This window comes from Pseudohalocynthiibacter sp. F2068 (assembly GCF_023015645.1).
Lineage (GTDB): Bacteria > Pseudomonadota > Alphaproteobacteria > Rhodobacterales > Rhodobacteraceae > Pseudohalocynthiibacter > Pseudohalocynthiibacter aestuariivivens.
This window is the reverse complement of record NZ_JALKAK010000004.1, coordinates 14,982-39,768: the sequence shown is the minus strand read 5'-3', so window position 1 is coordinate 39,768 and position 24,787 is coordinate 14,982. Positions and strand designations below refer to the sequence as shown.

27 protein-coding genes are annotated in these 24,787 nt (G+C 54.2%); 9 read left to right on the top strand and 18 right to left on the bottom strand.

Features of this window, described 5'->3' with window-relative positions:
* Window positions 1-9 precede the first annotated feature (9 nt).
* Complete coding sequence (locus MWU63_RS06285) at window positions 10-870, top strand: helix-turn-helix transcriptional regulator (protein ID WP_247077288.1); 861 nt, start codon at window positions 10-12, stop codon at window positions 868-870.
* 109 nt (window positions 871-979) lie between these two features.
* Here the strand turns inward: MWU63_RS06285 and MWU63_RS06280 are convergent, their stop codons facing one another.
* The 3 genes from MWU63_RS06280 to MWU63_RS06270 are packed head-to-tail and all read right to left on the bottom strand — an operon-like array spanning window position 980 to window position 4,139.
* Complete coding sequence (locus MWU63_RS06280; protein ID WP_213888678.1) at window positions 980-1,741, bottom strand: SDR family oxidoreductase; 762 nt, start codon at window positions 1,739-1,741, stop codon at window positions 980-982.
* Entirely contained in the window at window positions 1,738-3,195 is a 1,458-nt protein-coding gene (locus MWU63_RS06275) for a carnitine 3-dehydrogenase (RefSeq protein ID WP_213888679.1), read from the bottom strand. The genes MWU63_RS06280 and MWU63_RS06275 overlap by 4 nt, the downstream gene beginning before the upstream one ends.
* Window positions 3,196-3,230: 35 nt before the next feature.
* On the bottom strand, window positions 3,231-4,139 hold the full coding sequence (locus MWU63_RS06270) for a 3-keto-5-aminohexanoate cleavage protein (protein WP_213888680.1): 909 nt from the start codon (window positions 4,137-4,139) through the stop codon (window positions 3,231-3,233).
* Here MWU63_RS06270 and MWU63_RS06265 point away from each other — a divergent pair.
* Window positions 4,138-5,202, top strand: a complete 1,065-nt coding sequence (locus MWU63_RS06265) for a GlxA family transcriptional regulator (protein ID WP_213888681.1) — start codon at window positions 4,138-4,140, stop codon at window positions 5,200-5,202. The genes MWU63_RS06270 and MWU63_RS06265 overlap by 2 nt on opposite strands.
* A 26-nt stretch (window positions 5,203-5,228) precedes the next feature.
* On the opposite strand, the gene MWU63_RS06260 is transcribed toward MWU63_RS06265, so the two are convergent.
* Entirely contained in the window at window positions 5,229-6,275 is a 1,047-nt protein-coding gene (locus tag MWU63_RS06260) for an aldo/keto reductase (RefSeq protein WP_213888682.1), read from the bottom strand.
* A gap of 99 nt (window positions 6,276-6,374) precedes the next feature.
* Here MWU63_RS06260 and MWU63_RS06255 point away from each other — a divergent pair, with 99 nt between their 5' ends.
* From MWU63_RS06255 to deoD, 4 genes are all read left to right on the top strand, one after another.
* Window positions 6,375-6,983 (top strand): YceI family protein, encoded by a 609-nt coding sequence (locus tag MWU63_RS06255; RefSeq protein WP_213888683.1) that lies wholly within the window; start codon window positions 6,375-6,377, stop codon window positions 6,981-6,983.
* Window positions 6,984-7,069: 86 nt separating this feature from the next.
* Window positions 7,070-8,293 carry an MFS transporter gene (locus MWU63_RS06250; protein ID WP_213888684.1) on the top strand — a complete coding sequence of 408 codons (1,224 nt, stop codon included), beginning with the start codon at window positions 7,070-7,072 and terminating at the stop codon, window positions 8,291-8,293.
* A gap of 57 nt (window positions 8,294-8,350) precedes the next feature.
* Window positions 8,351-10,072 (top strand): methionine--tRNA ligase, encoded by a 1,722-nt coding sequence (metG, locus tag MWU63_RS06245; protein WP_247077282.1) that lies wholly within the window; start codon window positions 8,351-8,353, stop codon window positions 10,070-10,072.
* 50 nt (window positions 10,073-10,122) lie between these two features.
* Entirely contained in the window at window positions 10,123-10,827 is a 705-nt protein-coding gene (gene deoD, locus MWU63_RS06240; RefSeq protein WP_213888686.1) for a purine-nucleoside phosphorylase, read from the top strand.
* A 27-nt stretch (window positions 10,828-10,854) separates the two neighbouring features.
* Here the strand turns inward: deoD and MWU63_RS06235 are convergent, their stop codons facing one another.
* Entirely contained in the window at window positions 10,855-11,739 is an 885-nt protein-coding gene (locus MWU63_RS06235) for a LysR substrate-binding domain-containing protein (RefSeq protein ID WP_213888687.1), read from the bottom strand.
* Window positions 11,740-11,837: 98 nt separating this feature from the next.
* On the opposite strand from MWU63_RS06235, the gene MWU63_RS06230 reads away from it, so the two are divergent.
* On the top strand, window positions 11,838-13,160 hold the full coding sequence (locus MWU63_RS06230; RefSeq protein ID WP_247077280.1) for an aminotransferase class I/II-fold pyridoxal phosphate-dependent enzyme: 1,323 nt from the start codon (window positions 11,838-11,840) through the stop codon (window positions 13,158-13,160).
* Here MWU63_RS06230 and MWU63_RS06225 read toward each other — a convergent pair.
* The 12 genes from MWU63_RS06225 to MWU63_RS06170 form a co-directional block, all read right to left on the bottom strand.
* Complete coding sequence (locus MWU63_RS06225) at window positions 13,157-14,020, bottom strand: DUF1989 domain-containing protein (protein ID WP_213888689.1); 864 nt, start codon at window positions 14,018-14,020, stop codon at window positions 13,157-13,159. The genes MWU63_RS06230 and MWU63_RS06225 overlap by 4 nt on opposite strands.
* 117 nt (window positions 14,021-14,137) lie before the next feature.
* The gene (locus tag MWU63_RS06220) at window positions 14,138-14,917 is read right to left on the bottom strand and encodes a succinate dehydrogenase iron-sulfur subunit (protein ID WP_213888690.1); all 780 of its coding nucleotides are present in this window, start codon (window positions 14,915-14,917) and stop codon (window positions 14,138-14,140) included.
* A 2-nt stretch (window positions 14,918-14,919) separates the two neighbouring features.
* Window positions 14,920-15,396 (bottom strand): hypothetical protein, encoded by a 477-nt coding sequence (locus tag MWU63_RS06215; RefSeq protein WP_213888691.1) that lies wholly within the window; start codon window positions 15,394-15,396, stop codon window positions 14,920-14,922.
* Complete coding sequence (gene sdhA, locus MWU63_RS06210; protein WP_213888692.1) at window positions 15,396-17,201, bottom strand: succinate dehydrogenase flavoprotein subunit; 1,806 nt, start codon at window positions 17,199-17,201, stop codon at window positions 15,396-15,398. Before sdhA ends, MWU63_RS06215 begins: the two co-directional genes overlap by 1 nt.
* Window positions 17,202-17,215: 14 nt before the next feature.
* Window positions 17,216-17,596: a succinate dehydrogenase, hydrophobic membrane anchor protein gene (gene sdhD / locus MWU63_RS06205; protein WP_213888693.1), complete on the bottom strand. Its 381-nt coding sequence runs from the start codon at window positions 17,594-17,596 to the stop codon at window positions 17,216-17,218.
* 11 nt (window positions 17,597-17,607) lie between these two features.
* Window positions 17,608-17,994, bottom strand: a complete 387-nt coding sequence (gene sdhC / locus MWU63_RS06200; RefSeq protein ID WP_247077278.1) for a succinate dehydrogenase, cytochrome b556 subunit — start codon at window positions 17,992-17,994, stop codon at window positions 17,608-17,610.
* A gap of 188 nt (window positions 17,995-18,182) precedes the next feature.
* Window positions 18,183-18,944 carry a DUF1194 domain-containing protein gene (locus tag MWU63_RS06195; protein WP_213888695.1) on the bottom strand — a complete coding sequence of 254 codons (762 nt, stop codon included), beginning with the start codon at window positions 18,942-18,944 and terminating at the stop codon, window positions 18,183-18,185.
* 56 nt (window positions 18,945-19,000) lie between these two features.
* Complete coding sequence (locus MWU63_RS06190; protein ID WP_213888696.1) at window positions 19,001-20,032, bottom strand: MaoC family dehydratase; 1,032 nt, start codon at window positions 20,030-20,032, stop codon at window positions 19,001-19,003.
* Window positions 20,032-20,235, bottom strand: a complete 204-nt coding sequence (locus MWU63_RS06185) for a DUF1737 domain-containing protein (protein ID WP_213888697.1) — start codon at window positions 20,233-20,235, stop codon at window positions 20,032-20,034. Before MWU63_RS06185 ends, MWU63_RS06190 begins: the two co-directional genes overlap by 1 nt.
* The gene (locus tag MWU63_RS06180) at window positions 20,232-20,789 is read right to left on the bottom strand and encodes an NnrU family protein (RefSeq protein WP_213888698.1); all 558 of its coding nucleotides are present in this window, start codon (window positions 20,787-20,789) and stop codon (window positions 20,232-20,234) included. The genes MWU63_RS06185 and MWU63_RS06180 overlap by 4 nt, the downstream gene beginning before the upstream one ends.
* A 7-nt stretch (window positions 20,790-20,796) precedes the next feature.
* Window positions 20,797-21,654, bottom strand: a complete 858-nt coding sequence (locus MWU63_RS06175; RefSeq protein WP_213888699.1) for a CoA ester lyase — start codon at window positions 21,652-21,654, stop codon at window positions 20,797-20,799.
* A 295-nt stretch (window positions 21,655-21,949) separates the two neighbouring features.
* The gene (locus MWU63_RS06170) at window positions 21,950-22,702 is read right to left on the bottom strand and encodes a sulfite exporter TauE/SafE family protein (protein WP_213888700.1); all 753 of its coding nucleotides are present in this window, start codon (window positions 22,700-22,702) and stop codon (window positions 21,950-21,952) included.
* A gap of 161 nt (window positions 22,703-22,863) precedes the next feature.
* On the opposite strand from MWU63_RS06170, the gene mdh reads away from it, so the two are divergent.
* Both mdh and MWU63_RS06160 read left to right on the top strand, forming a co-directional pair.
* Window positions 22,864-23,826 carry a malate dehydrogenase gene (gene mdh / locus MWU63_RS06165; RefSeq protein ID WP_213888701.1) on the top strand — a complete coding sequence of 321 codons (963 nt, stop codon included), beginning with the start codon at window positions 22,864-22,866 and terminating at the stop codon, window positions 23,824-23,826.
* Between the two features lie 84 nt (window positions 23,827-23,910).
* Window positions 23,911-24,213 carry a hypothetical protein gene (locus tag MWU63_RS06160; protein WP_247077271.1) on the top strand — a complete coding sequence of 101 codons (303 nt, stop codon included), beginning with the start codon at window positions 23,911-23,913 and terminating at the stop codon, window positions 24,211-24,213.
* A gap of 49 nt (window positions 24,214-24,262) precedes the next feature.
* On the opposite strand, the gene MWU63_RS06155 is transcribed toward MWU63_RS06160, so the two are convergent.
* Window positions 24,263-24,670 carry an MAPEG family protein gene (locus MWU63_RS06155; RefSeq protein ID WP_213888703.1) on the bottom strand — a complete coding sequence of 136 codons (408 nt, stop codon included), beginning with the start codon at window positions 24,668-24,670 and terminating at the stop codon, window positions 24,263-24,265.
* Window positions 24,671-24,787 lie beyond the last annotated feature (117 nt).

Below are 24,787 nucleotides of genomic sequence, written 5' to 3'. Positions count from 1 at the left end.
ATTAACCAAATGCCAAAAAAAACAGACAAGAGGGACCGTGCATTGTTGTTTCGCCAACGTTTGAGCGAAGCCTTCTCTGTTTCAAGCCTCAATCAAAGCTCTCTGGCACGGCGTGTCGGTGTAGACAGGTCGACTATTTCGCAACTACTGGCGGGTGGCGGAACAAGGCTGCCAAACGCGCAAGTCGTTGGTGAATGCGCCGCAGCCCTGGGTGTCTCTGCTGATTGGTTATTGGGTCTGACGGACCATCCTGACCAAGCCGCTGACCTCATCGCAGCCTCTGTTTCGATGACGGCAGCGCCGCGCGCATTGGTCGACGAACAGATATTTGCCTGGCATCAGGAAGCCATCGGTTACAAAATTCGCCATGTCCCCGCAACTTTGCCGGACATGATAAAAACCAGGTCGATGCTAAGTTGGGAATATCAGCCGCAACTGGGCCGCACCACGGATCAGGCAATTGGTGCCTCTGAGGACCGCCTGAACCTTATGCGTTCCGCACAATCGGACTACGAAATCGCGCTACCATTGCACGAGCTTGAGTCTTTCACGCATGCCGAAGGATACTACCGGGATTTGCCGCTAGAATTACGTCTTGAGCAAATCGACTGGATGCTGGCCCTGCATGACCAGTTTTACCCTCGTCTGCGAATATATCTCTTTGATGCGCGTCGGCTTTATTCATCGCCGGTTACCATTTTTGGCCCGCTTCTGGCGGTGCTCTACCTTGGGCGAAGTTATTTGGCGTTCCGCGAAAAAGAACGGGTCGCAGCAATCAGTCAGCATTTTGACGGGCTGGTCCGGGAGGCTGTCGTAAGTTCAAATGACCTTCCCGATAAGCTTTTGGAATTGCGTGCAGACATCGTTTGAATAGTGAAGCGCGTTCCGCGCTGTTCTTTCTGGCACTTCGTGCGGTTTTGCGCTCCGCGCGGGGATATTTAAGGGATAAAGAAATTGGTTTCTGGTTCAAGTTCTGGGATCAGACTTTTGGGTCTGGGTTTTCGGTATGTCCGTCTACTGCGATGACCTGACCCGAAACCAACCGCGCGGCAGGGCTGGCCAGAAACACCGCCATATTGGCAATATCCGCTGCCTCAACAAAACTGCGCATAGATGTACCGCTTGCGTAGCCTGCATAGACCTGATCACGTGTCATGCCCTTTGCGGTGGCCTCACGTTCAAGTACCCCTTCCATGCGTGGGCCTTCGACCGCACCTGGGCAAATCGCGTTTGCGCGAATTCCGAAGGGTCCAAGTTCCATCGCCAGCGTTTTCATCAGGCCGATCACAGCCCATTTTGCAGCCGCATAGGGCGCACGGTTTGGATAGCCGTAGATCCCCGCCGTCGAAGAGGTGAACACCATCGAACCGGAACCCGCCGCTTTCATGATGGGCGCTGCATATTTCGCCGCCAAAAAGGCCCCTTCCAAGTTGACGCTGACGCAAGCACGCCAGTCGTCTAAAGTGACGTCTTCGACAAGGGCTGTTGGCCCCGCGATCCCCGCATTCGCGCATAGAGCATCAAGGCCACCCCATGTTTCGCGGATTTCAGCGAAAAGGGCTGATACGCCAGCATCGTCGCTGGCATTAACGCAGGTGCCACGCCACCCCGCCGGCAAGGTTGCCAAAGCTACGGTATCAACATCGGTGACCCAGATCTGGTGCCCAGCCGAAGCGAAGGCTTCGGCCATAGCCCGGCCTATGCCGGATGCCCCTGCCGTGATCAGAACACGGTCGTTCATGCCTTCACCCCGATCACCCCTATCGCGCGGCCTATCCCTTCAGGACGTGGAAGTGCGGCATGCGCCGCGGCAACTTTGGCGAGTTTTTCTTCGATATGCGGAGCAGGGTTTGACGCACGACGGGTTTTTAGGCTGACATGTATCAACATCATCTCACCCGTGGCGACAAGACGGTCCCCCTCAAACATCTGATGGAACAGATGCATTTTTTTCCCTTCGCCCAAGACACATATCGTTTCGACGCGAATGCGCGCGCCTGCGTTTAACTCGTCGATGTAACGGATATGGGTTTCTGCGGTGAAATAGCTACCGCCGTTTGCAATGTAGTCTTCATCACAGCCGACAAATTCCATGAATTTATCAGTTCCATCTCCGAAAGCCTGCACATAACGGGCTTCGTTCATGTGACCATTGTAGTCTGTCCAGTCGAGCGGCACTGCACGTGAAACAGTAACAATGGGCTTTAACAGGTCAGGCTCCGCAGGCATCATCCGCTTGTCCTGCACCCTGAGCAAGGCCCCTGCCCCCCAGTCCTGCGTCTTGAGCGCCCGCATCATCGCAACAAGGTTATTGTCGCGAATGCGTTCGAGTTCACGGATAGTATAGGCACCTGATTGCGCGTCGGACTGATCGGCTATCATATCGACAAGTTCGTCTGTCAGTTCCGGCACATCCATCAGTTTGGTCCAGGGCCATTCAAGACAGGGGCCAAACTGGGCGATGAAATGCTTCATCCCAGCTTCGCCCCCCGCCACGCGGTAGGTTTCAAACAGCCCCATCTGTCCCCAGCGCAAGCCAAAACCGTAGCGGATTGCGTTGTCGATTTCTTCGGTCGTGGCAATGCCATCCTTGATCAGCCAAAGTGCTTCGCGCCAGACTGCCTCAAGAAAACGATCTGCGATATGTGCATCGATCTCCTTCTTCAGGTGCAGTGGAAACATACCCAGTGACGTTATAATGTCTTTTGCCCGCTCAATCAGGGCCGCGTCATTTTTTTCGGTTGTAACCAGTTCAATCAGCGGCAACAGATAGACCGGGTTAAACGGGTGCGTCACCACGATTTGTGCAGGGCGCGTTGCGCAGCCCTGCAACTCCGACGGTTTAAAGCCTGAGGTGGATGAGCCGATCACGGCATCCGGCGAACAATGTTCCTGAAGGGTCTGATAGACCTTACGCTTAAGGTCCAATCTTTCCGGAACACTTTCCTGTATCCAGTCAGATCCGGCGACTGCTTCGGAAATTGTCTCGTGAAAGCTGAGTTTACCTTCGGCAGGCATCGCAACATCCGACAAACCGGGCAAGGAGCGGCGGGCGTTGTCAAGAACTTCGCCGATCTTACGCTCTGCTTCCGGGTCAGGGTCAAAAACCCGTACGTCCCACCCCATGAGCAGGAACCGTGCCGCCCAGCCGCCACCAATTACACCACCGCCGACGATTGTCGCTCTCTTTGTCATTTTATTTCTCCGGTTTTCCTGTGTGGTGCCTTGCGTCAGACGGGTGCCCGCTTTTCAAGCCCGAGGTTCTTGCGAACGTCGTCCGGACCGATCACCTTTGCGCCCAGACCTTCGACAATATTGACCGCATTTTCGACCAGATCGGCATTGGTTACCAGATTGCCGCGCCCAAGCATCAGGTTGTCTTCAAGGCCAACCCGCACGTTACCCCCGGCAAGCACAGAAGCCGCAACATAGGGCATCTGACTGCGCCCCAGCCCAAAGGCCGAAAAGGTCCAACCGTCCGGCACATTGTTTACCATTGCCATGAAAGTATTGAGGTCATCCGGTGCGCCCCAGGGAACACCCATGCAAAGCTGCACCAGCGCAGGGCTGTCCAGAACGCCATCTTTGACAAGCTGCTTGGCATACCAAAGATGACCAGTGTCAAATGCCTCAATCTCTGGCTTAACACCAAGATCGGTCATCATCCGCCCCATGGCTTGCAACATGCCGGGGGTGTTGGTCATCACATAGTCGGCTTCTGCAAAGTTCATTGTGCCGCAATCAAGTGTGCAAATCTCTGGCAGGCATTCCGCAACATGGGCAACACGTTCCTCCGCGCTAACCATATCGGTTCCGCCTGCCAAAGGTAGCGGGCTGTTTGGCCCACCAAAAATGATATCGCCGCCCATGCCAGCCGTCAGGTTCAGAACCATATCGACCTCAGCGTCGCGGATACGGTCTGTCAGTTCCCGGTAATACTCAAGCTTGCGTGATGGCACCCCGGTTTCCGGGTCACGCACGTGGCAATGCACAACTGCTGCACCTGCCTTGGCCGCTGCAATCGCACTATCGGCAATATCCTTAGGCGAACGGGGCACATGCGGGCTACGGTCTTGCGTACTGCCCGAACCGGTGATGGCGCAGGTGATAAAAACATCTTTGTTCATGGCGAGTGGCATGACGAATCTCCTCTTTCGTTCCGCTGATCATGTGGGACTTGCGCAAATGAGCTTTACAATTTACGAAACATATTTGATGAAAACCGAAAATCAGATATTTTTGCGAACACCCGAGACACTCTCGGTTGCAATCCTGATATTACCAGATAGCAATACTCTGTCGCTTGCCGCCACGGTTGACCCGCTCCGCGCCGCAAACCGCCGCGCTGCAAACCCGCTTTACCATTGGCAGTTCGTTTCTTTTGATGGCGGCGCCACGCACTTAACCAGCGGTATCTCTGTTGAGACATCTGTGCTGGAACAAGCTGCAACGGCTGACGCGCTCATCGTCGTTGCCGGGTTTAACCTTGAAAAACACGCTTCCCAATCCCGTATGCGGCGATTACGGCATGAACGCCGTAAATATCAAGCTGTAGGTGGTGTCGATGGCGGCAGTTGGATACTGGCGCGTGCCGGGCTGTTAGATGGGGTTACGGCCACAACCCATTGGGAAGACATCGAAACCTTTATGACTCGCTTTCCCGAAATCGATACAGTCCGCGACCGCTACGTTATAGATGGCCGCTATTTCACAACGGGCGGGGCGTCGCCTTGTCTTGACATGATGTTGCATCTCATTCGCTGCCGACAAGGGCCTGAGCTCGCACTTCGTGTCGCGAGCGCGTTCATCTACGACCCGCTTCATCCGGCAAGTGCGCCGCAAAGCCTTGTTTCTTCTGCGCGTCTTGAAATCACCGCCCCGGCTGTTGCGGCAGCTGTACGCAGAATGGAAACCGATATCGAAGATCCACCAACGATCACCGCGATAGCGCTGGGTATTGGCCTTTCCGCCCGTTCGCTTGAAACCGCGTTTCGCCAAACACTTGGCACCACACCCGGGCAGTTTTTCCTTGATCTGCGTCTGCAAGAGGCTCACCGCCTAGTGCAGGACAGCGATCTTACCTTGCAGGAAATCGCAATCCGCACCGGATTTGCCGCTCAGGCCACGTTTGCCCGCGCATTTCGCCGAAAATTCGGGAAAACGGCAAGTGTGCTCAGACAACGCCCGCCTTCTTTATCCTGAAAATATCCCCGCCGGAGGCATAAAATCTAATAAGGCATCGGATGCGCCTTATGCGCGATATCAATGTCGGCCATAACCTCACCTGACAATTCAACTTCGACCGAACCCAGTGCGGTTTTCAGTTGCTCCAGGCTGGTTGACCCAAAAATCGCACTTGCCATAAACGGCCTTGTCCGACACCACGCCAGCGCCATTTGCGCAACATTCAGACCATGCCGCTTGGCGACATCCTCGTAGGCTGCTGCCGCATCCCAAACGCGCCCCGTTTTCAGACGGCCGCCAAGTTCTGGCGCCAACGTGCGGCGCGATCCTTCGGGTGTCACATCACGCCTGTATTTCCCGGTCAGCAGCCCTGCCGCAAGCGGTGAGAACGCCAGCAAACCGACATCTTCGTTCGCGGACAATTCCGCCATATCAGTATCATAGAAGCGGCAAAGCAAAGAGTATTCGTTTTGTGCGCTTACCACACGTGGCCAGCCACGGTCCTCAGACATACGCAACCACTGGGCTGTCCCCCAGGCGCTTTCATTCGACAAGCCAATATGGCGGATTTTTCCTGCATCAACCTGTTTTTGCAGTGCTTCAAGCGTGTCTTCCATATGCGCCAGAGTTTCAGCCTTATTCTGACTGCTCGGGTCATAAGACCAGTTTTGGCGAAACATGTACGAGCCACGATTGGGCCAGTGAAGCTGATAAATATCAATAACATCTGTCTTCAGGCGCTTCAGTGACCCCTCAAGCGCAATTGGGATCGTTGTACTGTCAATCCCGCGACCCTCGCGCATGAACCCGCCATTCGCACCCGTAATCTTTGTCGCAAGAATAACCTCCTTGCGGCGTCCGGTTTTAGCAAACCATTCGCCAATTACCTCTTCGGTGCGCCCACAGGTTTCGGCGCTTACCGGGTTCACCGGGTACATCTCTGCCGTATCGATGCAGTTCACTCCGTGATCCAGCGCCAGGTCTATCTGCGCATGGCCCTCTTCCATCGTGTTCTGTGTGCCCCATGTCATTGACCCCAGACACAGTTCGGACAGTTTCAGATCAGTCTGACCAAGGGTTTTGTAGCGCATCTTACATCTCCTGTTCGCCGACCGAGCCTACCGAACCAAACGCCAAGGGCAAGGCGAAATTGCAGACCTGCCACCCTTAGAACGCCCTGACAGAAAAGAATGAAGCGACAGTTTGAAATTTGGCGTTACACTGGCCTTATGAAAGCCTTCCTGTTTATCTGTCTCAATCTGATCTGGATATCTAACAGCGCTTTTGCTTCGCCGGTCTCCTACGAACTTGATCAAGACAGATCGCGCGTCAGTTTTATCTATTACCTGAATTCAGAACCGCGGCGTGGCACGATGCCTGTCGCAACTTCGGAAATAACGATTGATCTTGCAAATCTCGCACGGTCAAGCGTGCGCGTTTCTTTACAGGCAAATGGTGCACGCACCGGATTTTTCCTTGCAACGCAAGCCATGCAGGGCCCAAACGTGCTCGATACCCGGAACCACCCACTCATTCGGTTTGAAAGCCTGCGCGTACGCCCGAATGCACAAGGCGCTGAAATCACGGGCAACCTAACAGTACGCGGCATAACGCGGCCCGTCACACTATCAGCTCGATTGTTTCGGCAAAATGCCGAAACCGGCGGCGATCCGTCTGGTCTATCCATCGTGCTGACCGGATCGCTGCGCCGATCTGATTTTGGCGCCACCGGTTATCCTAACCTTGTCTCGGATAAAATTAATCTGAGAATACTGGTAAGGATATCTCCTGAGAATTAGTATGAAAACGACATCCTTTGTCGAATAAACCCAAGCTTGCACTACAACCTGTGCGACTTTGTACCCGTAACAACTCTGGCTGACCCATGCGTCTTCTGATTTCTTTTGCTGCTCTTTTTCTTTCCATTATCCTGCTACAGCTTTCTTCAGGGGGCGTTGGCCCGCTCGACGCGCTATCGGGCATTGCCAAGGGGTTCACCACTGCGCAGATCGGTCTGCTGGGGTCATCTCACTTCTTGGGTTTCTTTCTAGGCTGCTGGTGGGCGCCGCGCCTGATGGGCACCATTGGCCATTCGCGCGCCTTTGCGGCTTTTACGGCGACGGGTGCAATTGGGCTCATTTCGCACACGCTGAGCGATGATCCTTATCTCTGGGCGATGATGCGGGTTGGATCAGGCCTTTGCATCTCTGGCTGCTACACAGTGATCGAAGCCTGGTTAAACGCCAAAGTCACAAATGAAACTCGCGGTCGCGCAATGGGAACTTACCGGATCGTGGATATGGGATCTTCGTTGTGCGCACAGCTTTTGATCGCGGTTTTGGAACCTGCACATTACATCTCTTACAATCTTCTGGTGCTGCTCTGTTGTCTGTCGCTCTTGCCGATCACGATCACCAAAATCCAACAACCGGAAACTCCAGCTGCCGCGCGGCTACGCCCAATGCTGGCTTGGAATATTTCTCCGCTCGCGTCCTTCGGGGTGGTGATTGCGGCGTTGTCGTCTTCTGCATTTCGAATGGTTGGCCCGATCTACGGGCAAGAGGTTGGCCTGCAGATCAATCAGATCGCCTATTTCCTTGCTGCCTTCGTGCTCGGCGGTGCGCTTGCGCAATATCCGATTGGCTGGCTTGCGGATAAATTTGACCGTCGCTGGGTTCTGATCTGGCTGTCTGCCGCCGCTGTTGTCAGTTGTTTCAATACCGTGCTCGTCGCCGATGGCGGAACGCTCATGGTTATGATTGGTGCCGGAGTGTTCGGGTTTACCACCTTTCCTATATTCTCGGTTTCTACCGCCCACGCCAACGATTTTGCCACTTCCGAGCAACGCGTGGAATTGTCAGCCGCACTTATGTTCTTTTACGCTCTTGGTGCGATTGCGAGCCCTTACATCGCCTCAACACTGATTCACGAGTTCGGACCATCAGCATTGTTTGGTTTTGTTGCGGTAGGTCATGTTGCACTGATCGTGTTTGGAGTCACACGGATGCGTGCCCGTGAAACAGTTAGGGAACGCACGCCCTACGTCTACACCCCCCGGTCATCCTTCACGATTGGCCGACTTCTTCGCAAGCAACGCGACAGGCGCTAGCACCCGAGCAAAGGTTACGTTAAAGGAAAGGCCGACACTGCAAAGAAGGCATTTTTCATGGAACGTATCCTGATCACCTCGGCGATCCCGTATATCAACGGAATCAAGCATCTGGGCAATCTGGTCGGCTCTCAGCTGCCAGCTGACCTTTATGCCCGCTACATGCGCGGCCGGGGTAACGAGGTGATGTTCATCTGTGCAACGGACGAGCACGGGACACCTGCTGAACTTGCAGCGGCTAAAGTCGGACAGCCGGTCGCAGAATTCTGCGCTGAAATGCATAAGGTGCAGTCCGAAATCGCCGAAGGATTCCGTCTGTCGTTTGACCATTTCGGTCGCTCTTCGAGCCCACAAAACCACAAGTTGACGCAGCATTTTGCTGGGAAACTTGCGGAAAACGGGCTGATTGAAGAAGTGAGCGAAAAGCAGGTTTATTCCCACGCCGATGGTCGTTTTCTACCAGATCGCTACATCGAAGGCACATGCCCAAACTGCGGCTATGACAAGGCGCGCGGGGACCAATGCGAAAACTGCACCAAGCAACTAGAGCCGACAGACCTGATTGATCCGCGCAGCGCTGTTTCCGGGTCAACCGATCTAGAGGTGCGCGAGACCAAGCATCTCTATCTGCGCCAATCTACGCTTCGTGACAAGTTGGACGAATGGATCAACAGCAAGAAAGACTGGCCCATCCTGACCACCTCGATTGCAAAGAAGTGGCTGCATGATGGTGACGGGTTGCGCGACCGTGGTATCACCCGCGACCTGCACTGGGGCGTGCCCGTAAAAAAAGGCGACGAGGATTGGCCTGGCATGGAGGGTAAGGTCTTTTACGTCTGGTTTGACGCCCCAATCGAATACATAGCAGCAACATCAGAATGGGCCGAAGCGAATGGTAAGCCAGACGCCTGCTGGCAACGTTGGTGGCGCACCGATATGGGCGCTGATGACGTCAAATATGTGCAGTTCATGGGCAAGGACAATGTGCCGTTTCACACCCTGTCTTTTCCAGCAACGATCATGGGGTCGGGCGAGCCGTGGAAGCTGGTCGATTATATCAAAAGCTTCAATTACCTCAACTACGACGGTGGTCAATTCAGCACCTCACAAGGGCGTGGCGTGTTCATGGATCAGGCACTCTCGATCCTGCCGGCTGACTACTGGCGCTGGTGGCTTTTGTCCCACGCGCCCGAAAGTTCAGACAGCGAATTCACCTGGGAGAATTTCCAGGCGAGCGTAAACAAGGACCTTGCTGATGTGCTGGGCAATTTTGTTTCGCGCGTCACGAAATTCTGCCGCTCAAAGTTTGGCGAAGCTGTCCCCGAAGGTGGCACCAATGGCCCTGACGAAGAAAAACTGATTGCAGAAATCACAATCCGCATACGTGCCTACGAAACGCATATGGGCGCGATGGAGGTTCGCAAATCCGCAAGCGAGCTTCGCGCGATCTGGGTTGCGGGCAACGAATACCTGCAAACGGCGGCACCCTGGGCAAAGTTCAAAACAGATCCGGACGCAGCCGCTGCATCGATCCGTCTGTCGCTCAACCTGATCCGAATTTATGCGGTCTTGTCTGCACCCTTCATTCCCGATGCCTCAGCCACTATCATGGCAGCGTTGAAAACAGACGATATGGACTGGCCCAATGATGTTGCCGCTGCACTGGAAACTTTGCCAGCGGGCCACGCATTTGAAGTGCCCGACGTTTTGTTTGGAAAGATCTTGGACGAAGATCGTGAAAAATGGCAGGTGCAATTTGCCGGTGTTCGTAAAGACTAGGCAAGGCGTCTAAACTTAGCTCGAAAGCGCAATCAATCGGAGCTTCTGACATGACCATCCACATTGGTGCCAAACCCGGCGACATCACTGAAACCGTGCTTTTGCCGGGCGATCCTTACCGCGCACGTTGGGCGGCGGACGCTTTTCTGACAGATGCAAAGCTGGTCAACGAAGTACGCGGGATGCTGGGTTACACAGGCACCTACAAAGGGAACCGTGTCACCATTCAGGGCAGTGGTATGGGCATGCCAAGCCTGTCAATCTACGTGAACGAGTTGATCAGGGATTATGGCGCGAAAACACTTATCCGCATCGGGTCTGCCGGGGCGATGCAAGAAAAGGTGAAACTGCGCGATCTTGTTCTGGCCTCAACTGCCTCTTCGCTCTCGACCCCCTCAAGCGCGATTTTCAAAGAGTTCAACTTTGCGCCCACAGCTGATTTTCACCTCTTGCATCGGGCGTTTCATGCGGCTGAGGCTAAGGGGGTTCAAACCCATGTCGGCGGCATCTATTCGTCGGACGTGTTCTACGACGAACGCCCTGATTTAAATGAACAAATGACCCGGCACGGCATTCTGGCCGTCGAGATGGAAGCGGCAGAGCTTTACAATCTTGCCGCACGATATGGCTGCCGCGCGCTGGCCGTTCTGACCGTAAGTGACCACCTGTTAAGCGGAGAAGCGATGCCATCGGAACAGCGCGAGAAAAGCTTTGGTGATATGGTTGAAATCGCGCTGGAAGCCGCGTTCGCCTAACGCATCCGGTTATACCTCGGGCTGCTTTCAAGCCGCCTCGACAAGCATGTCACACAAGCGGCTGATCGTGCTGCCGGGTTTTGGCCTATGAGCAAGCGCAAGCAACAAGCTTCGTTCCAGCGAAACCTTTCCGGAAAATGGCGCAACAAGGCGCCCGGCCTTCAGATGACTGCGGACCAGTGTTTCGTGCCCCATCAACACGCCTGCTCCATTTACCGCTTCGTCAACCGCCAGACTGTAAAGCGAATAGGTCGGGCCTTTTACCGATACGCTAAGCTTTGGGTGTTCCGCACGTAGCCAGATTTGCCAGTCATTGGCCCAACTGGCGTCACCGATCATCGGGTAGTTCGCAAGGTCTTTAACATGCTGCAAACCTTCCGCCACTTCCGGTGCGCACACCGGAAAGATCACATCCGTGCCTAGCGAAAACAGTGAACCACCCGACGGCTCATCAGAAAAAAAGATTGTCAGGTCAAACGGGTCCCGCAACATATTTGGCGGGGTTTCCATTGCCGTTACCGAAAGCGTCACCTCTGGCAAAGCTTTGCGAATGGCTGGCAAACGTGGTGAAAGCCATAGCTGCGCGATGCTCGGCAAAGCCGCTATTTGCACAAGTTGCGGCGCCGCTTCTGTACGCAGCGCCTGAACCGCCTGCCCCAACCTGTCAAAAGCCGCGCTGAACTCGGCAGCGATCTTGTGCCCGAGCGGCGACAGTTGCACGCCCTGTGGCTGACGATTAAACAAAGGCGCACCCGCCCATGTTTCCAGCGTTTTGATATGCTGGGTTATCGCGCCCGGCGTCACACAAAGCTCGTCAGCTGCTTTGGTAAACCCGCCCAGCCGTGCGGCGGCTTCGAAGGCACGAAGCGCGTTCAGCGGTGGCCCCTTTGGCCGTGGAGGAACAATTGCCATTCTAAGCCTTAGATTTTCTACACCTAAATTATATAAAAACTCATTTGCGCAAAACGCAAGGGCCTGTTCCTTTGGCAGCAAGAAAACCGGAGCATGAAATGACCCATCTTTCACACCGCCCTTGGGTGCCTGAGAATTGCGAAACCTATATCCAGAAGCTTGCGGCGCAAACAGCCGGGGCCTCTGCGAAGGATATCGCCACACGCCTTGACGCACTGGCAGATGAAAATCAGCGCATTCACGAGCGTGAGTGTTTCAACCTCAACCCGGCAACAAACGTGATGAACCCTGCGGCTGAAGCGATGCTTGCACGGGGTTTAGGGTCACGCCCGTCGCTCGGCTATCCCGGCGACAAATACGAAATGGGGCTGGAGGCAATAGAAGAGATTGAAGTCATCGCTGCAGAACTCAGCGCTGAAATTTTTGACGCATCCTATGCAGAAATCCGCGTCGCTTCGGGTGCGCTGTCAAACCTTTATGGTTTCATGGCGATTTGCAAACCGGGTGATGCGATCATCGTGCCGCCTGCTTCTATTGGCGGTCATGTCACGCATCACGCCGATGGCTGCGCCGGGCTTTATGGTCTTGTAAGCCACGCGGCACCCGTAAACGCAGATGGCTATACAGTTGATCTCGATGGCCTTCGCACGCTGGCCGAACAGGTGCGCCCAAAACTGATTACGCTTGGCGGTAGCCTGAACCTGTTTCCGCATCCTGTACGCGAGGTCCGCGCAATTGCCGACAGTGTTGGCGCAAAGCTGTTGTTTGACGCAGCACATCAATGCGGCATCATCGCAGGGCGCGCATGGGCGAACCCATTGAGCGAAGGCGCGCACCTGATGACGATGAGCACCTACAAAAGCCTTGGCGGGCCTGCTGGTGGGCTTATCGTTACCAATGACGCCGAAATTGCCGAGCGGTTAGACGCGATTGCCTTCCCCGGTATGACCGCGAACTTTGACGCGGCAAAATCCGCAGCACTTGCGCTGAGCATGCTTGACTGGCGCGAATACGGTGCAGCCTATGCAAAAAAGATGGTCAGCGTGGCTCAAGCCTTAGCCACAGCACTTGCCGCCGAAGGGTTGCCCGTTTTTGCTGCCGATCAGGGATATACCCAGTCACACCAGTTTGCGATTGAAGCGGTGGGGTTTGGCGGTGGTCAGGCTGCATCCAAATCCCTGCGCAAGGCAGGATTTCTGGCATGCGGAATTGGTCTGCCAAGTGATCCCGTAGCCGGGGATATGAACGGCCTGCGTATCGGCACACCGGAACTCGTGCGCTGGGGTGTTGATGAAAGCCATGCACAGAAACTTGCACGGCTCATCGCATCTGCATTGCGCGCCAACGCACCCGAAGCGCTGGCTGCTGAAGTTGCAGAATTGCGTTCAGGGTTTAACACGCTGCACTATATCCGCACCTAACCCCTACCGTGGCTCCGGTCATACCCATTGGCAACCGGAGCCTGCCAACCCGCTAACGCGCCTTCGGCTGGCTTGAACACTTCGATCAACAGGGGGTAACAGGCTGCGGTATCGCTCGAATGCTCTGATGAACAATCCCCGCCGGGACAGGCGGAAAGCGCGCCGAGCAGGTCAATTTCTGCGAAGAACTCAATAAAATCGCCGGGCCGCACGGGGCTGGCTTTCATGAAATACTGCCCGGTGTCGCGGGTGAAACCGGTGCACATAAAAACGTTCAGCACATCGTGTACATGTTTTTCTGCCTCCGATAGCGGCAGGCCCGTTTCATCCGCAAGGGCGCGTATCAGGTTTGAATGACAACAATGATGGTAGTGCCCGCCAGCAAGCAGGTTATGCGTATAAGGATCACAGCGCGTGCCAATCACATCGTGAACAGAGCCGCCAAATTCATCGAAACCATACCAGTCAAGTGTATCATGCGTGACGGTTGCCATTGGACGCATCATTGGAAAAGAGGACCACATTCTATCGCCAGTCGTAAGATGTGTGCCGTGCAGGGCGCGGGTCTTGCCAGAATAGAACCTCTCGGTCAGATCATGGGCGTTCCATAGGTTCAAATCTCCAACCTGCGGCCCCTCAACACTGGTGATCCGGAAGAAGTACCCGGCCGGCACATGAAAGGTAGCGGCCTCTCGCGGGTCTGCGATTGCTTCGCTGACTTTCTCCAGGCTTTGCCGCACCTTCGCGTAGAGCACCAAATTCGGGGCTGGCAGCGTCTCGGGCGGATAGCAAATGACGGGCTTGATCGCCAGGCGTACAGCAGCGTCATCTGGGGCGGGCGTTTCTGGGGTGCGTTTCATTGGCAGACCTTTGGAAAGTTGACCAGCACAGTATTCGCACAGCAATTTTCATTTGCAATCATCGAAAACAGAAAAGGCCCCGCCAGGGGCGAGGCCAAAATTCTGAAACGCTACGGCTTAGACCGACCGCGTCACCATCATCTTCTTGATTTCAGCAATCGCCTTGGCCGGGTTCAGGCCTTTGGGGCAAGTCTTTGCGCAATTCATAATGGTGTGGCAGCGGTAAAGCTTGAAGGGATCTTCAAGTTCATCAAGCCGCTCACCCGTCGCTTCGTCACGGCTGTCAATCAGCCAGCGATACGCGTGGAGCAACGCCGCTGGTCCAAGATATCTGTCACCATTCCACCAATAGCTAGGGCAGCTTGTCGAACAGCTCGCACACATCACGCATTCATAAAGACCGTCCAGTTTTTTGCGGTCGTCAATCGACTGGCGCCATTCTTTGGCAGGACGGTTCGTTTTTGTCTCAAGCCACGGCATGATGCTCGCATGCTGCGCGTAGAAATGCGTCAGATCTGGAATCAAATCACGCACCACTGGCATATGTGGCAGCGGGTAGATTTTGACGTCTCCCTGCACCTCGTCCATGCCATAAATACAGGCCAGCGTGTTGATGCCGCCGATATTCATCGCGCAAGAGCCGCAAATCCCCTCACGGCAAGACCGGCGGAACGTCAGCGTCGGGTCGATTTCATTCTTGATCTTGATCAGCGCGTCCAGGATCATCGGGCCGCATGTGTCCATATCAACGAAATATGTGTCGACGGATGGGTTTTTGCCGTCTTCCTCGTTCCAGCGATAAATCTGGAACTTGCGAACATTCGTTGCACCGGCTGGTTTAGGCCATGTTTTGCCCGTCACCATGCGCGAGTTTTTGGGGAGCGTTAATTCAACCATGATTAATCTGCCTCTAGGGAAGAACGGATCGTGCTGCCATCCTGGATGAACAGACGCGCCCGTGCTTGTTGTGCGGGGGTCAGGCTCGCCCAAAGCTCGTTATCTCCGGGCTGCATCGGGTACCCATCCGGAAGCGGCGACAGGTTAGAGGCCAGTTGATCACGCAGTGCACGACGTTGCCCGCGGGTGGTTCGCTCATTAGATCGAGAACCAAAACCCATCTGTGCAAGCTTCTGATCCGCGCAAGCATTTGCCGCAGCGGCTTCTGCTGCAGTGATGTCATCGCTTTCAACTGCTCGTACAGTTGTACCGGCGCGTCTTGTCCAGGACGTGCTCAAGGCAACGTTACTGCCCGCGTGTGCTTCAAAAACACAGTCAGAAATCGCGCGCCGCTGAACACTAACATCTGGTGCCGAACTTTTGCCGCTTCCGCATCCAACCAATGCCGTAAGAGTCGCTGTTAAAACCAACATACGCATCAATAGATCCTCGCTTTTGGTGCAATCTTTTTCAGATCAATACCACCGTCTTTATGCTTGGAAAGCGGCTCCAGGTGGACTGGACGGTAGCTGAGTTTGACTTTGTTGCCATCGACAACAGCCAGCGAGTGTTTGCGCCACTTCTTGTCGTCACGATCAGGATAATCCTCGTGCGCATGTGCGCCGCGACTTTCCTTGCGTGCCTCTGCCCCAACGATTGTCGCAAGCGCATTTGGCATCAGGTTTGTCAGTTCAAGCGTTTCCATCAGGTCACTGTTCCAGACCAGCGTACGGTCAGTGACTTTCAGATCGTCAAGCTTAGCCGCGACCGCGCCCATTTTCTCAACCCCTTCAGAAAGGGTTTTATCTGTTCGGAAAACCGCTGCGTCTGCCTGCATGGTTTTTTGCATCTCAAGCCGCAGATCAGCGGTTGAAGTACCGCCACTCGCGTGACGCAGGCCGTCGAACCTGTCGAGAGCCTGTTCTACAGATGCTTTATTCGTCGGCATATTCGCAGTTTTCGGGTCAACAACTTCCCCCGCTTTGATCGCCGCAGCGCGGCCAAAGACCACAAGGTCGATCAGCGAGTTGGAGCCAAGCCGGTTCGCGCCGTGTACTGATGCGCAGCCAGCTTCGCCCACCGCCATCAGGCCAGGTGCAATCGCATCCGGGTTCGTTTTGGTCGGCGCCAGAACTTCACCCCAGTAGTTCGTCGGAATACCGCCCATGTTGTAGTGAACGGTCGGCAAAACCGGAATGGGTTCTTTGGTAAGATCAACACCTGCAAAAATCCGTGCGCTTTCAGAGATACCCGGCAAGCGCAGCGCCAGGGTTTCAGGGGGCAAGTGATTGAGATGCAGGTGAATATGATCACCTTCAGCACCAACGCCGCGGCCTTCGCGAATTTCCATCGTCATACAACGCGACACCACATCGCGCGATGCGAGGTCCTTGTAGGTCGGCGCGTAGCGTTCCATGAACCGCTCGCCTTCCGAATTGGTGAGGTATCCACCCTCGCCGCGCGCACCTTCGGTGATCAAACAGCCAGAGCCGTAAATCCCGGTTGGGTGGAACTGCACAAACTCCATATCCTGCAGCGGCATGCCTTGCCGTGCGACCATACCGCCGCCATCGCCAGTGCAGGTATGGGCCGAGGTCGCGCTAAAAAATGCGCGCCCGTATCCGCCCGTTGCCAGCACAACCATCTTGGCGTTGAAAACATGCATCGTGCCGTCATCAAGCTTCCATGCAAGAACACCCTGACACTGGCCGTCTTCGGACATGATCAGATCAATGGCGAAATATTCGATATAGAATTCCGCGTTGTTCTTCAGGCTTTGGCCATAAAGCGTGTGCAGAATGGCATGGCCCGTCCGGTCAGCAGCGGCACAGGTGCGTTGCACCGGGGGGCCTTCACCAAACTCCGTCGTGTGGCCCCCAAAGGGGCGTTGATAAATCTTGCCATCTTCGGTCCGCGAAAACGGAACACCGTAATGTTCCAGTTCATAAACTGCTTTCGGGGCTTCACGTGCGAGATATTCCATCGCATCGGTATCACCCAGCCAGTCAGACCCCTTAACGGTGTCATACATGTGCCATTGCCAGTGATCCGGCCCCATGTTCGACAGGCTGGCAGCAATACCACCCTGCGCGGCAACCGTGTGGCTGCGTGTTGGAAAAACCTTGGTCACACAGGCGGTCTTGAGCCCTTGTTCGGCCATGCCCAGCGTTGCACGCAACCCGGCCCCACCCGCGCCAACCACGACAACATCAAATTCGTGGGTTTCATATTCGTATGCAGACATCAAAGCTCTCCGGATCAGGCGCTAAAGGCGATTTTGGCAATGGCGAACAAGCCGACAATGGCAACCCCACGCCAGACCAGCATGTTCAGGATCAACATGCGTAACTGGGTCGTATGGTCACTTATGTAATCCTCGATCACCACCTGTACGCCAAGGCGCAGATGGCGAAACAACACCAGAATGAACATAACGGCGATAATTGCAGGGATAGGCTCGGCATACTTTGCAACCACCGCCGCGTGCCCGTCGCCAAGCGTGCCAATGAAAGTATAAAGAAACAGAACCGCCAGCGGAATAAGTGCAATCGCACTTACCCGTTGCGACACCCAATGTTCCGTCCCCTTTTTGGCAGAGCCAAGACCAGAAACGCGGCTACGGTCGGTTTGATAAGACATGCCCTTTTCCCTTACACAGTCAGAATGACACAAAGAACGGTCATCGCTACAGACAGGATGACAGCGATCCAACCAGTTCGGGCGGATGCACTAAGCCCGAGACCAACACCTGCGTCCCAGCGTAAATGACGAATGCCGTTAAAAAAATGGAACCAGAAGGCCCAAAGCGATGCGACCAAAACCAAAAGCCCCAGCCACGAGGTCAGCAGCCCGTCAACAAACTCGAAATATTCCGGGCTGGTTGCCGCAGCCAGAAACCACCAGACAATCAGTACAGCGCTAAGCGACATACCAACCCCTGTGATCCTGTGAATGATCGACAGAACAGATGTTATCTGAGGACGATAAATAGAGAGGTGCGGGGAAAGAGGCCTGTTACCCCTGTTCACGTCAGCCATGGAATGCCCTTTCATCTCTTCAGCTTTGTTTTCTCTTCAGCACATCAATACCGATAAAATACGGTGAGTCACGATACTAAGCCCAATAATTTCGCGGTTTTTTGGCACAGTGGGTAAATATTTTAATCTTGTGATCACAGCAAAGTATCCCGTGATCACAAATTTTAGCAACAATCCGCGTTTCGTGCTCACCAAACAGTTTCTTCATCCGTACGAACAGCATAAAGCTTCGTCTCGCTCTCTGTCTGTTCGTTTCTGACAACCTGATTGGTAATTTCTCTACGAAGTTTGGTTCGCATTCTGTCTGGGTACTCGTTGAAACCATTTGCAGTCACAACAAATGCCCCTTGCCCGGTGATCACGTTTTCCCAAAAGTAACTCGTCAGATCCTCGTCCGCCTTTTCAATGACCAATGCATTGACGGTGATCCCGATACGCTGGAGATTTGAATGCACATCACGCGGCTCTGTGCCTTCATTGGATTCACCGTCGCCGGAGACATCAATGACCAAACGTTTGCAATCCGGTACATCCGAAAAATGTTCTGCCGTGAAATTCAAGGCATCACCAATGGCGGTTGAAAAACTACGCCATTCCCGTGGAACAGTCTCGATAACACTTGCAAGCTTTTCCACATCTTCAAAACTGCGAACGCGCGTCCAGGGAACCGATAGAATTTGACGGCTCGATCCAGTCCATTGAATGAGTGCAATAGCTGCCTCAGCCCGAACAAGCGCTTCGGAAATCACCCCGTCACGCAGGCCATTGGCCAGCCCCTGCATTTGAATCTGGTATTCTCTTTGGTCCACCGAACCGGAGATATCAACAGCAAGTGCAAGCGCAACCTCGCAAGCCTTAGCAGGCAACGCCGATGTAAATACCGCAGTCGCCAAAATGGCCCCGCTAATCCGGCCAATAACACCGTGCGAAGTTTCGTCAGGCTTGCTCATCACCGCAGCCTAGCACAGGCTCAAAAATCTGAAACCTTCATTCGCGGCGCGGCTGATCACATTGGCATGAGCGCCCAGTAATCCAGATCAAGCAGCACCTCGGGCAGGTATTTCCCATCATCGCCCTTCAGAACAAATGGTTCACCACCCTTTGTCGCGACCAATCTTAGTCGAATTGCCCCGACACCCGGCGCATTGGTCTCGGATTTATCGAGCACTTCAGACCATGCCCGGACCGTATCGCCAGTAAAACAGGGGTTCGCGTGGGCACCCGCATTAAGCCCGACAACCATCTGCGCATTCGCGAGCCCATTGAACGACAAGGCGCGCGCCATCGAAATTACATGCCCGCCATAGATCAGCCGCTGCCCGTCTGCCCGGTTTGTCGCATCAAAATGCACCTTCGCCGTGTTCTGCCACAACCGCGTTGCCATCATGTGCTCTGCTTCTTCGACGGTCACGCCATCAACGTGATCCACCTGTTCGCCGATCGCGTAATCGCGCCACTTGTGCGGCTCCCCTGCCAAGGTGAAATTATAGTTGGTGAAATCGAGCCCTGCTTGAATAACAAGATCTTCCGGTGCAACGACCTTTGCCAGGTCCGGCACCTTGGTTTCCGGGGCCGCTGCATCAAGATCGCGTTTGCGTACCATCACCCAGCGCACATATTCCAGCACGGCCTTGTCACGCTGGTTCAACCCGCGTGTCCGTACCCAGACCACACCTGATTTTCCATTGGAGTTTTGCTTTAAACCAATGACTTCACTTTCGGAACGCAGAGTGTCACCCGGCACAACAGGCAGCAACCAGCGACCTTCTGCATAGCCAAGGTTCGCGATTGCGTTCAGTGATATATCAGGCACGGTTTTGCCAAAGACGGTATGAAACGCGATAAGATCATCAAGTGGCGGTACAGAAAGCCCGCAGTTCCGCGCAAACTCATCCGAAGAATAGAGCGCGTGGCGCGCAGGATAGAGCGCATGGTAAAGTGCGCGTTCCCCACCCGAAACGGTACGTGGTACGGCGTGCGCAATTACTTGCCCGACGCGGTAATCCTCAAAAAACCATCCGGGGTTGGTTTTGGCCATTACTGCTCTCCCAGTTTCATGTCAGGCCTGTAGGTACCTGCCGTTTCTTTCACAACGGCTTGCCCACAGCGCATAACACCATTCGCGGCGTCAAAAGCGTAAGTTGGGTCACCCTGCAACACCCACCCCTTGTTCAGCGCGGCTGTGACCTTGTGGCAAAACTCAGACGTGTCGTCCGCACTTAGAAATCGGTAAAGCTTCATCCATAGGTTCCCAGAAACGGGCTGTATCCCAACCAATTGTGAACAAGGGCGATAATGACGAACAGCACCAGCGTTACAACACCAACGCGCAGGTCCTTGGTGATCGACCCGGCAACCGGTTGGTTCCACGTACCTTCACCCCGGTTAACCAGAACCATTTCCGAAACAGACCAAACGGCCATCGTTCCAAACAAAACCAGCGATGCCTGATCCCCGTTCACCAGCAAATGCGCCACCGCCCAGATAAGCATACCTGTCAGCATCGGATGACGGAGCTTGGAGCCAACAATCCCACCGCTTTTTCCGACACCCATCAAAAATATCGCGATAAGCATGAGAAGATTGTTCAGATGCCCCATCCCCGCCATAGGCGTATAAACTGGTATGTTTACAGTGCTGCGATAACCGATAACCATCAGAACAACACCAGCCAATATAGTAATCGCAACCAGCCCCTTGCCCTTGTCACCAAGTGCTGCGCGCAGATCAGGCATCAGGCGTTTAAAGAAATGTGCGGCGATCCATAAGATCAAACCAAGTATCAAAAGTGTCATTGCTGCCTCATTCAGTTGCGAGTGCGGCAATAGCGTCTAATTTATCCAAAGCCTGCCGCGCGGTCACGATATGCAGATTCTCAACGATCTTACCATCCACAACTGCGACTGCTTTGCCGGCGGCTTTGGCTGCCTCGTAAGCAGAGATCTGACGACGGGCCAAGTCAATTTCTTCTTCTGACGGTGCGAAAGCCTCATTGGCTGGTGCAAGTTGCGCAGGGTGAATCAGGGTTTTGCCATCAAAACCCATGTCACGACCCTGTTTGCATTCCACGAGCAACCCTTCTTCGTCCTTGAAAGCGTTATAAACACCGTCGATTGCCAGAACACCGTGTGCACGCGCTGCCAACAGGCAGTGCTGAAGCGACGCAAGCATCGGTTCCCGGTCAGGGCGGTGTCGGCTTTTCAGCTCACTCGCAAGGTCGTTGGTGCCCATCACCAAACACTGGATTTGCGGGTGCGCTGCAATTTCTACCACGTTCAGAATACCCGTTGGTGTTTCCATCATCGCCCAGATAGGCCGCTTGCCAATAATCGCCGCCAGCGCATCAACATCCTTTGCACTGCTGACTTTAGGTAGCAAGATCGCGTCAGCCTTCATATCGCGGGCTACTTCGGCATCCGCCTGCCCCCATGGCGTGTCCAACCCGTTTATCCGGGCAATCAGGGTTCTTTTGCCGTATCCGCCAGCTGCGAGTGCGCTGGAAAGAAGCCAGCGCGCAGAGTCTTTTTCCTCGGCGGCAACGGCGTCTTCAAGGTCAAATATGATGGCGTCTGTCGGCAGACTCCGCGCTTTTTCCAGCGCCCGGGCATTTGACGCAGGAAGATAAAGAACTGACCGAAAGGGTCGCGCGGCTTGGCTCATGATTCCGTCTCCGTAATATAGTTGCGCAAAACACCACAACAGCGCACCATTTGACAAGACCCGATTTGCCGCATCGCAGAATTTACGCTGCGATTGCAAATTATGCTTTCCTGCACGCCCTGTTAACCGCTTTTTCAATTCCCTTCAGCAAGCTCTTTGCACGTGGCTTTCATTTCGGACTGCCCAGATCGTAAAGCCTGCTAAGGAGACCAAAATTGAAAATCCAACTGACAACGCTCTCATTTGGAATCGGGGCCTTGCTATTGGCGATCCAACACGCCCTGTCCTACCTGACCTAAGTTAGCGCATCCCAAATCAATTTCGCTCCTGTCAGTGTTAAGAATACGTAGGTCAAAAGGAAGAACCAGCGCTCAGACAGCTTAAAATGGAATTTGACCCCCAGCCGGACCCCGAACACCGCGACAGGTGCCAGTAGCAAATCTGCAAACAAGGTTTCCTGAGTAACTATTCCAAGCGCCAAATACGGACCGAACTTCAGCAAATTGATGATCCAAAAGGTGATCACCGTCGTCGCCTGAAACGCAGTTTTGCTCAGCCCGTGCGACAACAAGTAGACGGCTGCAGGTGGCCCGCCCGCATGGCTGATAAAGCTTGTAAATCCGGCAACAACACCTGCTAACAAACCGACTGCAGGGGTCAATGGCCTGTGTGCCGGGGAAATCCAGCCCAGCGCCCGCCCACCCTGAAACGCAACAAAACTGATCGCGACAATCCCGATCAGCAACCTGAACAGATCAGGTTTTGCAATTGAGTAAAGTGCGCCCCCAAGCATTACACCGGGTACCGCCCCAATGATCAGCGCCCGCGCATGGGGCCAATCCCACTGACGCCAGTAAGGGCGAAGTGCGCTTACATCCATCAGCATCAAAAGCGGCAACATCAACCCGATCGCCACTCCCGGTTCCAGAATCAGGGCAAGCAATGGAGTTGCGGCAAAAGCGGCGCCAGAGCCAAATCCGCCTTTTGATACCCCGGCAAACACGACCGCAGGGATCGCAAGTGCAAAAAAGGTGAAATCCATCACCATACGTGAAAAACCCCTAAAAACCGTCCGTTCTTACCTGCTTAGCGCAGCCTCCGCTCTGGTCAACCGGGCAATACGCGTCTTTGCCGCAGCGCAGCAGACTTGCGAAAACTGCCAGGAATAGATACGCAACCTGCGAATTTAACGTTTCAAGGATCAAATTCATGGCCAGACCCAAAATCGCACTTATCGGCTCCGGACAGATCGGTGGCACCCTTGCGCACCTCGCTGCAATGAAAGAGCTTGGCGATGTTGTTCTATTTGACATTGCAGACGGCGTTCCTCAGGGCAAAGCACTCGACATCGCGGAATCCGGCCCATCCGAGGGCTTTGATGCGGCCATGTCAGGCACGACATCCTACGCTGATATCGCTGGCGCTGATGTTTGTATCGTGACTGCCGGAGTTGCGCGCAAGCCGGGCATGAGCCGCGATGACCTGCTGGGCATTAACCTCAAGGTTATGAAATCTGTTGGCGAAGGCATCAAGGCACACGCGCCAAACGCATTTGTCATCTGCATCACCAACCCGCTTGACGCAATGGTCTGGGCGCTGCGCGAATTTTCCGGCCTGCCGCATGAAAAAGTTGTTGGCATGGCGGGAGTGCTTGACTCAGCACGTTTCCGCCACTTCCTGAGCCTGGAATTCGGGGTTTCTATGCGTGACGTCACTGCTTTTGTTCTGGGCGGTCACGGCGACACGATGGTGCCGCTGACACGCTATTCCACCGTTGGCGGCATCCCACTGCCTGATCTGGTGGCCATGGGCTGGACCACACAGGAAAAACTCGACGCGATCGTACAACGCACCCGCGACGGAGGTGCTGAAATTGTTGGTCTGTTGAAAACAGGTTCTGCTTTTTATGCCCCGGCAACCTCTGCCATTGAAATGGCCGAATCTTACCTGAAAGACCAGAAACGCGTGTTGCCATGTGCAGCTTATGTTGACGGTGCCCTTGGCCTTGACGGTATGTACGTTGGTGTCCCGACCGTTATTGGCGCTGGCGGCATTGAACGCGTCATCGACATCAAGATGTCAAAAGACGAGCAGGCCATGTTCGACAAATCTGTCGATGCGGTCAAAGGCCTGGTGAAAGCCTGTAAAGAGATCGACGGTTCACTAAGCTAACTAAGGTATGGAATTCCTTACCAGTTCTTGAATGCACGCCTTCGGGCGTGCATTTCCTTTTTTGGAATAGAAAAGGAAAGAGCTTTGTCATACCTGTTAACAATGTTGCTGCTATTCTGCATTCCAGGGATGGTCGGAATTGGAATCGCAAAAAGTGGAAAACGCGAATCGCGCGTCCGGGCCAGAATACTTCTCATTTTTATTTCGATTGCGTTAGCCTTGTTTTGGCTTGTGTGTTGGCTCTACTTCTTCTTGGCGTTCTCTATAGGAGGTGGCAATCCCACATTTTTCCAGATAGCGATTGCGGCCTTTGTGCCTTCCATCCCCGCCCTGCTTGCAACTGCCTTTACTATTTTCGCCGTCAAGCCTCCTGAAAAGAAAACTTGATGCGCCTTCCACATAGTTTTGGAAAGCGCACCACGATGGTTCTAGGGTTTTACCACAGTCCGAGAATGCGGCCAGCCATTGTCATCTGGCAACCAAACCCAATCAGAAAAACGACTGTTCTGATCGCCGGAATGGCAAAGATGTGAATGAAGTAATGCGCCAGTCTTATCCAGAAATAGAGCACCGCTGCCCCTGCTGTTAGCGCGTCATTCAAGCCAAGCGCCGATACCAAAATCACAAGCGGGGCATAGACCGCCATGTTTTCAACCGCGTTGTAGTGCGCGCGTTTCGCCCTGAGTGCCCAGTCCGCATCATGTGGGTGTGCCCCTGTTGGGTCCCAGACTGCCTTAACAGGGCCAAGCTGCACCATCAGTTGTACAATGTACGGTGCCCAGAAAAGGCCTGTCATGATTAGCGTTATTGTGAGCCAGTAAAGATCGGGGGTTAGCGTCAGCATGTAAATTTCTCCTTGATTGTGACGCGGTGTCGATATCAAATTACTTTCACGCTCGTAAGTATGCACAAATAATGTCTATACTTACACTTTGGATAGTATTGGATGCGGAAGGCACGA

Coding starts and splice junctions, on each gene's coding strand:
- MWU63_RS06235 (WP_213888687.1), bottom strand. CDS start 11,739: ATGGCAATTGTTCCTCCACGGCCAAAGGGGCCACCGCTGAACGCGCTT.
- MWU63_RS06170 (WP_213888700.1), bottom strand. CDS start 22,702: ATGGTGATGGATTTCACCTTTTTTGCACTTGCGATCCCTGCGGTCGTG.
- metG (WP_247077282.1), top strand. CDS start 8,351: ATGGAACGTATCCTGATCACCTCGGCGATCCCGTATATCAACGGAATC.
- MWU63_RS06265 (WP_213888681.1), top strand. CDS start 4,138: ATGACGAATCTCCTCTTTCGTTCCGCTGATCATGTGGGACTTGCGCAA.
- MWU63_RS06230 (WP_247077280.1), top strand. CDS start 11,838: ATGACCCATCTTTCACACCGCCCTTGGGTGCCTGAGAATTGCGAAACC.
- MWU63_RS06215 (WP_213888691.1), bottom strand. CDS start 15,396: ATGCGTATGTTGGTTTTAACAGCGACTCTTACGGCATTGGTTGGATGC.
- MWU63_RS06195 (WP_213888695.1), bottom strand. CDS start 18,944: ATGAGCAAGCCTGACGAAACTTCGCACGGTGTTATTGGCCGGATTAGC.
- mdh (WP_213888701.1), top strand. CDS start 22,864: ATGGCCAGACCCAAAATCGCACTTATCGGCTCCGGACAGATCGGTGGC.
- MWU63_RS06155 (WP_213888703.1), bottom strand. CDS start 24,670: ATGCTGACGCTAACCCCCGATCTTTACTGGCTCACAATAACGCTAATC.
- sdhC (WP_247077278.1), bottom strand. CDS start 17,994: ATGGCTGACGTGAACAGGGGTAACAGGCCTCTTTCCCCGCACCTCTCT.
- MWU63_RS06270 (WP_213888680.1), bottom strand. CDS start 4,139: ATGCCACTCGCCATGAACAAAGATGTTTTTATCACCTGCGCCATCACC.
- MWU63_RS06225 (WP_213888689.1), bottom strand. CDS start 14,020: ATGAAACGCACCCCAGAAACGCCCGCCCCAGATGACGCTGCTGTACGC.
- MWU63_RS06255 (WP_213888683.1), top strand. CDS start 6,375: ATGAAGCGACAGTTTGAAATTTGGCGTTACACTGGCCTTATGAAAGCC.
- sdhA (WP_213888692.1), bottom strand. CDS start 17,201: ATGTCTGCATACGAATATGAAACCCACGAATTTGATGTTGTCGTGGTT.
- MWU63_RS06175 (WP_213888699.1), bottom strand. CDS start 21,654: ATGAGCCAAGCCGCGCGACCCTTTCGGTCAGTTCTTTATCTTCCTGCG.
- MWU63_RS06180 (WP_213888698.1), bottom strand. CDS start 20,789: ATGACACTTTTGATACTTGGTTTGATCTTATGGATCGCCGCACATTTC.
- deoD (WP_213888686.1), top strand. CDS start 10,123: ATGACCATCCACATTGGTGCCAAACCCGGCGACATCACTGAAACCGTG.
- MWU63_RS06185 (WP_213888697.1), bottom strand. CDS start 20,235: ATGAAGCTTTACCGATTTCTAAGTGCGGACGACACGTCTGAGTTTTGC.
- sdhD (WP_213888693.1), bottom strand. CDS start 17,596: ATGTCTTATCAAACCGACCGTAGCCGCGTTTCTGGTCTTGGCTCTGCC.
- MWU63_RS06260 (WP_213888682.1), bottom strand. CDS start 6,275: ATGCGCTACAAAACCCTTGGTCAGACTGATCTGAAACTGTCCGAACTG.
- MWU63_RS06285 (WP_247077288.1), top strand. CDS start 10: ATGCCAAAAAAAACAGACAAGAGGGACCGTGCATTGTTGTTTCGCCAA.
- MWU63_RS06250 (WP_213888684.1), top strand. CDS start 7,070: ATGCGTCTTCTGATTTCTTTTGCTGCTCTTTTTCTTTCCATTATCCTG.
- MWU63_RS06190 (WP_213888696.1), bottom strand. CDS start 20,032: ATGGCCAAAACCAACCCCGGATGGTTTTTTGAGGATTACCGCGTCGGG.
- MWU63_RS06280 (WP_213888678.1), bottom strand. CDS start 1,741: ATGAACGACCGTGTTCTGATCACGGCAGGGGCATCCGGCATAGGCCGG.
- MWU63_RS06275 (WP_213888679.1), bottom strand. CDS start 3,195: ATGACAAAGAGAGCGACAATCGTCGGCGGTGGTGTAATTGGTGGCGGC.
- MWU63_RS06220 (WP_213888690.1), bottom strand. CDS start 14,917: ATGGTTGAATTAACGCTCCCCAAAAACTCGCGCATGGTGACGGGCAAA.